Below are 10410 nucleotides of genomic sequence, written 5' to 3'. Positions count from 1 at the left end.
GGCGATCTCGGGCAGGCAGAGCCGATTACCGTGCACAATCTCTCAAAAGAGATGCTGCGGCTTTTTGACAACCCGGGTCTCGAGAATGACCTGAGAAATTTCGGCCCCGCCTTCGCGAAAAAATACGACGTCAACCGGTTAGCGGATGCGATTTTGCAGATTTACCATGATAAACTGAACGGAAAGTGGGATTAAAACGTCAGCGGTGGCACGATCCGCTCCCAGGGGCGGCCGGAGCACACGGCGGCCTGCACCCTTTGCGGGGAAGCCCTCCGCATCGAGACTGTCGATCTATGAAGGGTGAAAATATTCTCGTCATACGGCATGCGAGCCTGGGACCTCCCCACCTACCTATCGAGGACGGTTCGCCACTCGACGATTTCAGCGGAAGAGTATTACCGAAGGCGACGGCGGGCACGGTGGCACCACGTGACGGTTCGCCCCCTCTACACCTTCCTCTACCGGTATTTCATTCGCCTCGGGTTTCTCGACGGGGTGCAGGGGTTCGTGATCTCATGTATGGGAGGGCTCGGGACGTTCATAAAGTACACACGGCTGCTGGAGTTGCAAAGATTTCAACCTTCGGGGGAAGACCTATAAATATCATCGGGTGCTCGTTTTTTTCTTGATGAGATTCAGCGATTTATTAGATGGAGGATCAAAGGTTTATCTGTTTCTCTTACCCTTAAAATATTAAAAATATAACCATCCGTTTTGACCAAGTTAGGGGTATATTATTAAGCGAGGGCAAATCTGATTTATTATCGTTGGTACTCATAGGAAAACATCTGGAAAAATGGTCTAATACGGGAGATTTGTACGATTTTCCACGTTGAATTCCTGGAAATATATGAATACACTTAAGATATTTGTAATTCACACTGGGAGGATTTCGTGGTCAGATTCGGAATAGTTGGATGCGGGAGGATAGGACAGAGGCACGCAGAGCATATAAAAAGACTAGCAATATTACATGCGGTATGCGACATCAGGGAACATCCCGCGAAAACCTTTTCAAGCGAGTACGGGTGCAGATATTACCTGCACCTTGAGGATATGCTTAAGAGTGAGAAAGAAATAGATGTCATATCAGTTTGCACTCCGAACGGACTTCACGCAGAGCACACGATAGAATCTTTGAGGTCGGGAAAACACGTGCTGTGTGAAAAACCTATGGCCCTCACCGCGAGGGATTGTGAAAAGATGATAAAGGAAGCTGAGGAATCGAACAGAAAGTTATTTGTGGTGAAACAGAACAGGTACAATCCTCCCGTTCAGATACTCAAAAAACTTATAGACGAAAAAATTATTGGAAAGATATTCAGTGTACAGGTGAACTGTTTCTGGAACAGGAATGATGAATATTACCGCAGTTCCGAGTGGAAAGGAACAACCACTTTAGACGGAGGAACTCTTTTTACACAGTTCAGTCACTTCATCGACCTTCTCTACTGGTTATTCGGAGATGTGAAGAGGACATATGCCTTCACAAAGAACTATCTTCATGAGGGCATTATTGATTTCGAGGATACAGGAACAATTATCCTCGAAATGTTCGAGGGTATTATCGGAACTATACACTACACCGTTAATAGCTACGAGAAAAACATGGAAGGGTCAATAACGGTTTTCGGTGAGAGGGGAACAGTGAAGATAGGGGGACAGTATCTGAACGTCCTCGAATATCAAAATATTGATGGATACAAGATTAAAAACATTCCTGAGTCGAGACCTCCAAATGAGTACGGGTTTTACAGGGGATCCATGTCCAACCATGACAAAGTCATCCAGAATGTGATCGACGTGCTCGGTAATAACGGAACGATTGAAGCTTCGGGTTTTGACGGCTTGAAAACCGTCCAGATAATAGAAAAAATTTATCATTCTGCGAGAATAGGCAATGAGTAATAAACCCGTAATCAAGAAAATCCAGATACGAGATGTCTCATTTGGAAAAAACGTTGTGATAATCGAGCCGGTAAACCTCTATGAATGCACCATCGGAGATAGCTGTTTTATAGGTCCATTCGTTGAAATCCAGAAAGGGGTGGTGGTGGGGAAGAATACGAAAATTCAATCCCACTCATTTGTTTGCGAGCTGGTGAAAATTGGAGAGAACTGTTTCATCTCCCATGGTGTTATGTTCATAAATGACCCCTTCAAAGAGGGAGGTCCGGCAGGAGGAAACCGTAATCTTTGGAAAAAGACTACTATTGGAAATAACGTTTCCATCGGAACCAATGCAACTATTTTACCTGTGATGATATGTGACGAGGTGGTGATCGGTGCTGGGTCCGTTGTTACCAGAGATATATCTGAACCCGGCGTATTTGCCGGAAATCCCGCAAGAAAAATACGAGATAAGTGACATATTTTTCAAAGATGATCAAGTTTTTAGATCTGAGAAAGCAGTACGAGGCGATCAAAGGGGAAATATCCGGTGCGATAACCGATGTTATTCGAGATTCCGCATTCGTGGGGGGGAAGTATGTCAACAAGTTTGAGGAAGAGTTTGCTCAATATCACCAGGTAAAACACTGTATCGGAGTGGGAAACGGCACAGATGCACTCGAGATTCTGATCGAATCACTTAACATCCCCAAGGGTTCAGAAATAATCGTTCCTGCAAACACATTCATCGCGACGGCTGAGGCAGTTACCCGCGCAGGCCACAAAGTAGTCTTCTGTGATTGTAACCCTGATAACCATACGATCTCCATTGAAGATGTGAAAAAGAGAATTACAGGAAATACCAGGGCAATCATCGCTGTTCATCTATACGGTCATCCATGTGATATGGAACCCCTCCTCATGATCGCAGAAACAAATCAACTAATCGTTATCGAAGATTGCGCCCAGTCCCATGGTGCGGAATACAAAGGGAAGAAGGTAAGCACCTTCGGAATCGGGGGAATATTCAGCTTTTATCCCGGGAAGAACCTCGGTGCATATGGCGACGGAGGAGCTATCGCCACAAATGATGATGATATCGCACTAAAGTGTAGAATGATTTCAAATCATGGGAGATTAGACAAGTTTGCCCACCAGTTTGAGGGGAGAAACTCACGACTCGATGGCTTACAGGCAGCGATTCTTTCTGTGAAATTGAAACATCTCGATAAGTGGATAGAAACAAGACGTGAAATCGCAAAACGCTATGTGAATGAATTGAGCGCTATAGGAGACGTTAAATTACCGATAGAGGAAACGTGGGCAAAACACGTTTATCACCTGTTTGTGATAATCACACAGAAGAGAAATATGCTGAGGAAATATCTGGAGGAAAAAGGTGTTCAAACGGGCATTCATTATCCGGAGAGTTTGCCGAAGCTTCCCGCCTATAGATATTGTGGACAATCTCATGAAGAAATGTGGGCAAATAGACTCGACTCCCAATTGATGAGCCTTCCCATCGGAGACCACCTTGAACCGGATGATATCAAGTTCATCACCAGTGAGGTTGCTTTTTTTTATGAACATACTCTTGATAACAAAAATCAGATATCACAGGATGGCGAAACACAAAATTAGGGATCAGTGTGAGTACATTGCCCGTGATGAGTTCTTTAACGGTTGGAAACAGGCCTTTGAGTATCATGGACACAGGGTTCTAATCGACGGCAGAAACAGCTATCTTCTCCCCCCGAAGCTTGCTTATTCGTTCCCCAGATTATACAGGTTTTTTCACAGGCTGCTCAAAAAGACGGGAATTATCCCGTTCGATGAGTACCTCCTGTCAAAATCGATCGGGAAAAAGGCACGAAGCAACAACGTCGATTTAATTTTCACTGAAATTAATGATTTTCTCGATGGAAAAGTGGTAAAGAAATATCTCAATCAAGGGCTTCTCACCCAGTGGTTCGGTGTATATCCCGATATGGTCTCCGAGAAAGTGCGAAAAAGGCTTGCAGATTATGACATGGTCTGGTGCCCGGTGGAGTATGAGGAGATGCTGAAAGAGGGAGGGGTAAATTTCTCGAGGTTTTTCTATCTCGGGGCCAGTTTCGATGAAAAAATGCTCTACCATCAGCCCGATCTCAACTATTCCCACGATGTGTCCTTCGTAGGGGGGATAACTGGACACCACAAAGGGAGAATCGAGATCTTGGAAAAAGTAGCCGAGAATTACGAGAGCTTCGCGTTTTGGGGATACGGGATCGAATATGTAAAAAAAAACAGCATATTGAGGGAAAGGTTCAAAGGTAGAGCCGAGATCGATGATATGAGAAAGATTTATTCATCCTCTAAGATTTCCATCAATATTCCGCTGGACAACTATGAAAGAGTCTCGAAGGGATTCAATGCACGGTTGTTCGAAATCCCCCCTTGCAGGGGGGCCCTGCAAATGGTTCAGCACAATGAAAATGTCGCGGATTTTTTCGTCCCCGGTGAAGAAGTGATATGTTTCCATGGTGTGGATGATCTTGTAGAAAAGATTCGATATTACTTGCAAAATGAGGATGAACGGAGAAAAGTTGTTGAAAATGCGTTCAATAAATCATTTGATTTCACATATAAAAATCGTGCAGAGAAGTTATTAGAAATTGCCACAGGGAAATACAGATAGCAATATAGTGAGTTATACTACGCTTAAGCCTTCCATCACTTGAAAAAGAAAGAAAAGCACTCGCAGGATAATTAACATAGATATACATCCAATGGACTCATCAAGACAACAAACATAGATAAAAATAGAGGTTATTATCACTTTTTATTGGGATTTTAAAATGTTCCGGCACCAACAACTGAATTGCGGAGAAGTCTCATGAGACGTGTTTTTCGACAAATGTTACTCTTTCTATCACGACAAATTTCATATTGGGAATACCCGGAACTCTAAACATGGTTAATGAAAATTCCATTTGCAATCCTCTGCGAAAAGATGTGAAAAGATCTGGATGGGTAAATCGAATTTCCACAAAACTGATTCTTAAAAAACTTAAAAAAACTCCCCGTTACACACCGAATTTCATAAAGATTGAGGGTCTAAACCTTTCTTATCCAGATTCAGCTTCTTTTGTGTCGATGTATAAATCGATTTTTGTAAAGAAAATGTACAGTTTCAGATCAGACAAAGAATCCCCGTTGATCATTGATTGCGGTGCAAATATAGGGTTGAGCGTTATTTTCTTCAAACAGCAATTTCCATCATCAACAATTCTCGCTTTCGAACCAGATCCATACATATTTAAGCATCTTCAACATAACCTCCATGTCAACCGTATTGAAGGGGTCAGCCTAATCAACAAAGCCGCCTGGATTTCTGAAACAACCTTGGATTTTTATACAGAAAAGGCCGATGGAAGCAGGATAGCCATGGAAGGAGAAACAAACATAATAAAAGTTCCGGCGGTAAGATTACGCGATTTCCTTAACAGGGAAGTTGACTTTCTCAAAATAGATATCGAAGGGGCAGAAGATAAGGTCATGCCAGATATTGCCGATTCTCTTTCTCATGTCCTCAATCTTTTTGTCGAATACCATTCTTTTTCAAGGAAGGAACAAAAACTCCCTGAAATTCTTCACCTAATCAAAGCAAAAGGATTTCGTATCCACATCCTGCCAGAAATAGTTTCGGACAGACCTTTTTGTGAAGTCAAGGAGTATGCAAAAATGGATATGCAATTGAACATCTTCTGCTGGAGAGAGGAGTTATGAAAGTTCTTTCCCTTAGTTCTTCCGATAACGAGGGGGGTGCATCAATCGCCGCATATCGTCTTCACAAAGGACTGAGGGAACTTGGCATCGACGCATCAATGCTCGTCGGGACAAAAAATACCGACGATCCCAGCGTAAACTTTGCCTTCAAGAGCCCGAAAGGTTCGGGGAAGAGAAGGAGAAGAATCGATTCACTCCCTTTGAGAATGTATCCAAATAGGCTGAATTCACTCTTTTCACCCTCCACAGTTCCCGAATCCCTTCGAAAAAAGGTTATTGAATATGATCCCGACATCATCCACCTCCACTGGGTCTGTGATGGGTTTCTGCGAATCGAGACCCTGAGAGAATTCAAGAAGCCGATTGTCTGGACCCTTCACGATATGTGGGCATTTACCGGTGGCTGCCATTACGATGATGAATGTGGACGCTTCCGGAATTTATGCGGAAAGTGCCCCCTTCTTAAATCTCAGAAGGAAAAAGATCTATCCCACAGAATATTGAAGCGGAAAATGAATTCCTGGGAGAAGGTGAATCTTACGATCGTCAGCCCAAGCAGGTGGCTCGGCGAATGTGCGAGGGAAAGTACCCTCCTCGGTAAAAGGGAGGTAAAAATAATCCCGAACGGGATCGACGTCGAGAAATTCAAGCCGGTAGAAAAGGGGGTTGCGAGAAATATCCTCAACCTCTCGCCTACGAGAAAACTCATACTTTTCGGGGCAATGGACAGCACTAGCGATAAAAGAAAAGGATTTCATTACCTGCGTGGAGCACTCCAGTTGTTGCAAAAAAAATGGGGGGGAAATGCAGAGTTAGTCGTTTTCGGAGCATCTGAACCAATGCCAAAACCCGAATTGGGATTCAAGTCTCACTACATGGGAACATTCCGAGACGAGATCAGCCTGGCGATCCTCTATTCCGCCTCCGATGTGATAATCACACCATCCATCCAGGAAAACCTGTCAAATGTCGTCCTCGAAGCGCTTTCGTGCGGTACGCCCACAATTGCCTTCCATATTGGGGGGATGCCCGACATGATAATGCACAGGGAAAACGGATATCTTGCACGCCCTTTTGAAATTAAAGATCTCGCAGAAGGAATCGACTGGGCCATTCAAAACCAGGGCAGGCTGGAATCCTTATCAGGAGAAGCACGGAAAAGAATTATAGCCGGATTCTCCCTTCCGAACCAGTCGAAAACATACAGGGCTCTTTATGATGATATACTGTCTCGCAGAACTAAGAGGAACCTTTGAGGAACAGGATATATCTGCAATTCACATCGAATCGAAGTACTCGATATCAATAGGATCACCAAGTATAAAATGCATTCACACATAGAAAAAGAAATTACCTCACACATCAGTATCTTGAAAAAAGTGAACGCAGGACACGAAGGAGAAGAACACTTTACTCATTACCCAACGGTGTCCGTCATCACCCCCTCATACAACCAGGGGGAGTTCCTGGAGAGGACGATCCTGTCGGTGCTGAACCAGGACTGGCCGAACCTCGAATACATCATCATCGATGGCGGCTCGAAGGACAACTCACGGGAAATCATCGAAAGGTATGCCGAACACCTTACCTGCTGGGTGAGCGAACCCGATCGTGGACAGACGGATGCGTTGAACAAAGGACTCAAGAGGGCATCGGGGAAATACGTGACCTGGATCGGGTCCGACGACGTCCTCTTGCCCGGCGCCCTCACGAAAATGGTCGCCGCTCTCGAAGAACACCCTTTTGCCGGAATCGTGTACGGGGGTGTGGCCTTTATCGATCACCAGGACCGGGTGAAAAAGACCCTCGCCTACCCCGACCTCTCTCTTGAGAAGTTGCTCTACCACAAACACTCCACCCTCGCCCAGCCCTCTTCCCTCGTGAGAAGGGAGATCCTGGATCTCGCGGGGGGACTGGATGAATCGCTCTCCTACTGCATGGACTACGATCTCTGGATACGGCTTCTCACCATATCGAGGTGCGTAAACCTGGGTGATACGATTCTATCCGGGTACCGGCTCCACCCGGAGTCGAAGACGGTCGGATCCTACAGGAAGATGGCTCTCGAGAAAATCATGGTAAACAGGAAACACACGGGAGATGCTCTGAACAGGGTGATCTACTCCCACTACTGGTACATCGTAGAAGACGCCGCAAGGAACTTAAAGAAGGGCATTTTCGGGGCAGAAAAGTGAGCATCTCCAGAAAAGCCGACATATCGGTCATCATTCTCACGAAAAATGAGGAAGAAAGAATCACCCGGTGCATCGACTCCGCCCGGTTTGCAGATGAAATCGTCGTGGTCGACTCGGGAAGCACCGATAGAACCTGCGATCTCGCTCACGAACTGGGCGCCAGGGTCGTCAATAATCCCTGGCCCGAAGACTTCTCCGTTCAGAGGAACTTTGCAGATCCCCGGGCGAAGCACTCCTGGATTCTCCACCTCGACGCGGATGAGCAGGTGAGCAGGGAGCTCGCGGAAGAGATTCTCGATTTTCTCGAAGGGGAAGAGCGCGAAGGGTATGCCGCCGGAAGGATGCCCCGGAAAGAGCTCATATTCGGCAGGTGGATCGAGCACGGGGGGTGGTACCCCCAGCACAAGCTTCGGCTCTACAGGAAGGGGAGCGGCACCTGGAGAGGAAGGGTCCACGAGAGGTTCGAGCCGGAGGGAGAGGTGAAAACCTTCAAGCACCCCCTGCTTCACGACTCATACGAGAGCGTCCAGGTATTCCTTGAAAAGTTCAACCATTACAGCACCATGGACGCGGATGAGGAGATAGGGAAGGGGGGGAAATTCAGCCTTATCAAACTATTTCTCGTGCCCCTCGAGAGGTTCTTCGGAAGATACGTAAGGCACCGGGGCTACAGGGACGGTATGCACGGGTTCGTCCTCGCCGCCCTCATCGGGCTCAACTACTTCATCAGATACCTCAAGGTATGGGAGAAGGAGTTCCGGTTGAAAAACGCGGGAAATGCCCGGAGGGAAAGAGGGGGCCAACCCCCCGGCAGAACAGATGGTTGATCCCTCATAGAGACGTTGGGTACGCAGCAAACCTGTTGGAGCCGGAGAACTTAGAACCGGTCCTGAGACTTCCTCTCTGCCAAAAGATTCGTTGCTTTGGGGGAGAAATCTGGCATGGATAACAATTACCGGAAGGGCGGCGGGGCAGCTGAGAAGACACAGGTTTGTGAAGAGAACGGGGGGCAACCAAGACGAAGCGGAACGATGGGCAGGAAGAAAATCATTCTCATCCAGAACGCAAGCCACCTGAATCCCTCAGACGAAAAGATAAAACCCCTTTTCTCCAGGTGCTCCTTCGTCTTCAGCAGCTGGAACGTGTCCCCGCCTCTCAGGGTTAGATAGTCCTTTCGTATGCAGAAGGCAACCCTCATAGCATTTCCCTTATAATACGGGTGATTCTTTCGCACGACCTGCCATCCCCGTAAGGATTTTCCGCCCTCGCCATTTTCCCGTACTCGTCTCTGTCGCCAAGAAGCGTTGAAACTCTCGCCACGATCCTTGCGGGATCCGTCCCGACGAGCTCCGCAGTGTGAGCCGCGATGCCCTCCGTCCTCTCCGTTACATCCCTCATGACCAGGACGGGTTTCCCCAGCGTCGGCGCCTCCTCCTGTATTCCCCCCGAATCGGTCAATATCAGATATGATTTTTCCATCAGCCAGACAAGATGGGGGTAGTCAAGCGGATCTATCAGGTGAATATTCCCAATGTCTTTCAAAATCGCCATGGCCGGTTTTTTCACCTGCGGGTTCAGGTGCACGGGGTAGACAATCTCGACGTCAGCAAACTGCTTGGATATATCCGTCAAGGCATTGCATATGTTCTGAAAAGGTCCGCCGAAGCTCTCCCTCCTGTGCCCGGTTACGAGAAGTATCTTCCTGGAAAAATCTATGAAATCGAAAAACTCAGCGTATCGCTCATCCCCGTGAGACCGAATGGTATCGAGGCAGAGAAGCAGGGCATCGATGACCGTGTTTCCCACGACATAAACGTTCTCGGCTATTCCCTCACGGGCCAGATTGTCCCTCGCTCTTTCCGTCGGCGCGAAATGGTAGTCTGCAAGGTGCCCGATCAGCACCCTGTTCATCTCCTCGGGGTAGGGGGCGTGCTTGTCCCCGCTCCTTAACCCGGCCTCGACGTGCCCCACCGTGACCCCCGTGTAGTAGCCTGACAGGGCTCCGGCAAAGGCCGTTGTCGTGTCTCCCTGGACGAAAATGATATCGGGGACAAACCGGTTCACCACCTCTTCCAGTCCTTTTACCGCCCGGGAAGTTATGTCGAAGAGGCTCTGGTCCGGCTCCATGATATTCAGGTCAAAGTCCGGCACGATCTCGAAAAAATCCAGGAACCGGTCGAGCATCTCCCGGTGCTGGGCGGTTACGCACACGATCGCCTCGAATTCCGCCGGATATTTCCGAAATTCCCTCACCAGCGGGGCCATCTTTATCGCCTCGGGGCGGGTGCCAAAAATAAACAGTACTCTTTTCATCTCCTGATTCCCCTTGAATGTCGAACGGACGCTGACCGAACGGCACCCTTCCCCTGAAACGTCACCCGCTCAGGTGAAAGTACCGATTTTCATCAATTATAATCCTGATATAATTCTAATAAAAATTTCGACGTGATTTCCCGTGAATCACGCCCGCTATGAGAAAGAAAAAAATTCTCTGCCTGTTAAATGACGACCGGTTCGACATGGGGAACGAAGCACGGATAACGGCATACTTCCCCTA

The 10410-nt window shown here is 47.2% G+C and carries 12 protein-coding genes; 11 read left to right on the top strand and 1 reads right to left on the bottom strand.

Annotation, left to right across the window (positions count from 1 at the left end; genetic code table 11):
* The 11 genes from GTN70_10880 to GTN70_10830 form a co-directional block, all read left to right on the top strand.
* On the top strand, positions 1 to 195 hold a 195-nt coding region (locus GTN70_10880; GenBank protein NIO17469.1), incomplete at its 5' end, for a hypothetical protein.
* 105 nt (positions 196 to 300) lie between these two features.
* Positions 301 to 600: a hypothetical protein gene (locus tag GTN70_10875; protein ID NIO17468.1), complete on the top strand. Its 300-nt coding sequence runs from the start codon at positions 301 to 303 to the stop codon at positions 598 to 600.
* Between the two features lie 294 nt (positions 601 to 894).
* On the top strand, positions 895 to 1908 hold the full coding sequence (locus GTN70_10870; GenBank protein ID NIO17467.1) for a Gfo/Idh/MocA family oxidoreductase: 1014 nt from the start codon (positions 895 to 897) through the stop codon (positions 1906 to 1908).
* Entirely contained in the window at positions 1901 to 2368 is a 468-nt protein-coding gene (locus GTN70_10865; protein NIO17466.1) for an N-acetyltransferase, read from the top strand. Before GTN70_10870 ends, GTN70_10865 begins: the two co-directional genes overlap by 8 nt.
* 14 nt (positions 2369 to 2382) lie before the next feature.
* The gene (locus tag GTN70_10860) at positions 2383 to 3531 is read left to right on the top strand and encodes an aminotransferase class I/II-fold pyridoxal phosphate-dependent enzyme (GenBank protein ID NIO17465.1); all 1149 of its coding nucleotides are present in this window, start codon (positions 2383 to 2385) and stop codon (positions 3529 to 3531) included.
* Positions 3512 to 4567 carry a glycosyltransferase gene (locus tag GTN70_10855; GenBank protein NIO17464.1) on the top strand — a complete coding sequence of 352 codons (1056 nt, stop codon included), beginning with the start codon at positions 3512 to 3514 and terminating at the stop codon, positions 4565 to 4567. The genes GTN70_10860 and GTN70_10855 overlap by 20 nt, the downstream gene beginning before the upstream one ends.
* A 275-nt stretch (positions 4568 to 4842) precedes the next feature.
* Entirely contained in the window at positions 4843 to 5658 is an 816-nt protein-coding gene (locus tag GTN70_10850) for an FkbM family methyltransferase (GenBank protein NIO17463.1), read from the top strand.
* A complete protein-coding gene (locus tag GTN70_10845; protein NIO17462.1) occupies positions 5655 to 6914 on the top strand; it encodes a glycosyltransferase in 1260 nt (419 codons plus the stop codon). The genes GTN70_10850 and GTN70_10845 overlap by 4 nt, the downstream gene beginning before the upstream one ends.
* A gap of 69 nt (positions 6915 to 6983) precedes the next feature.
* Entirely contained in the window at positions 6984 to 7853 is an 870-nt protein-coding gene (locus GTN70_10840) for a glycosyltransferase (protein NIO17461.1), read from the top strand.
* Positions 7850 to 8680 (top strand): glycosyltransferase, encoded by an 831-nt coding sequence (locus GTN70_10835; protein NIO17460.1) that lies wholly within the window; start codon positions 7850 to 7852, stop codon positions 8678 to 8680. Before GTN70_10840 ends, GTN70_10835 begins: the two co-directional genes overlap by 4 nt.
* A gap of 114 nt (positions 8681 to 8794) precedes the next feature.
* A complete protein-coding gene (locus GTN70_10830; protein ID NIO17459.1) occupies positions 8795 to 9022 on the top strand; it encodes a hypothetical protein in 228 nt (75 codons plus the stop codon).
* A 25-nt stretch (positions 9023 to 9047) separates the two neighbouring features.
* Here the strand turns inward: GTN70_10830 and GTN70_10825 are convergent, their stop codons facing one another.
* The gene (locus tag GTN70_10825; GenBank protein NIO17458.1) at positions 9048 to 10166 is read right to left on the bottom strand and encodes a UDP-N-acetylglucosamine 2-epimerase (non-hydrolyzing); all 1119 of its coding nucleotides are present in this window, start codon (positions 10164 to 10166) and stop codon (positions 9048 to 9050) included.
* Positions 10167 to 10410: the final 244 nt, after the last annotated feature.

Source organism: Deltaproteobacteria bacterium, assembly GCA_011773515.1.
In the GTDB taxonomy this organism is placed as follows: domain Bacteria; phylum Desulfobacterota; class Deferrimicrobia; order J040; family J040; genus WVXK01.
This window is presented reverse-complemented; position numbering and strand designations above follow the sequence as displayed.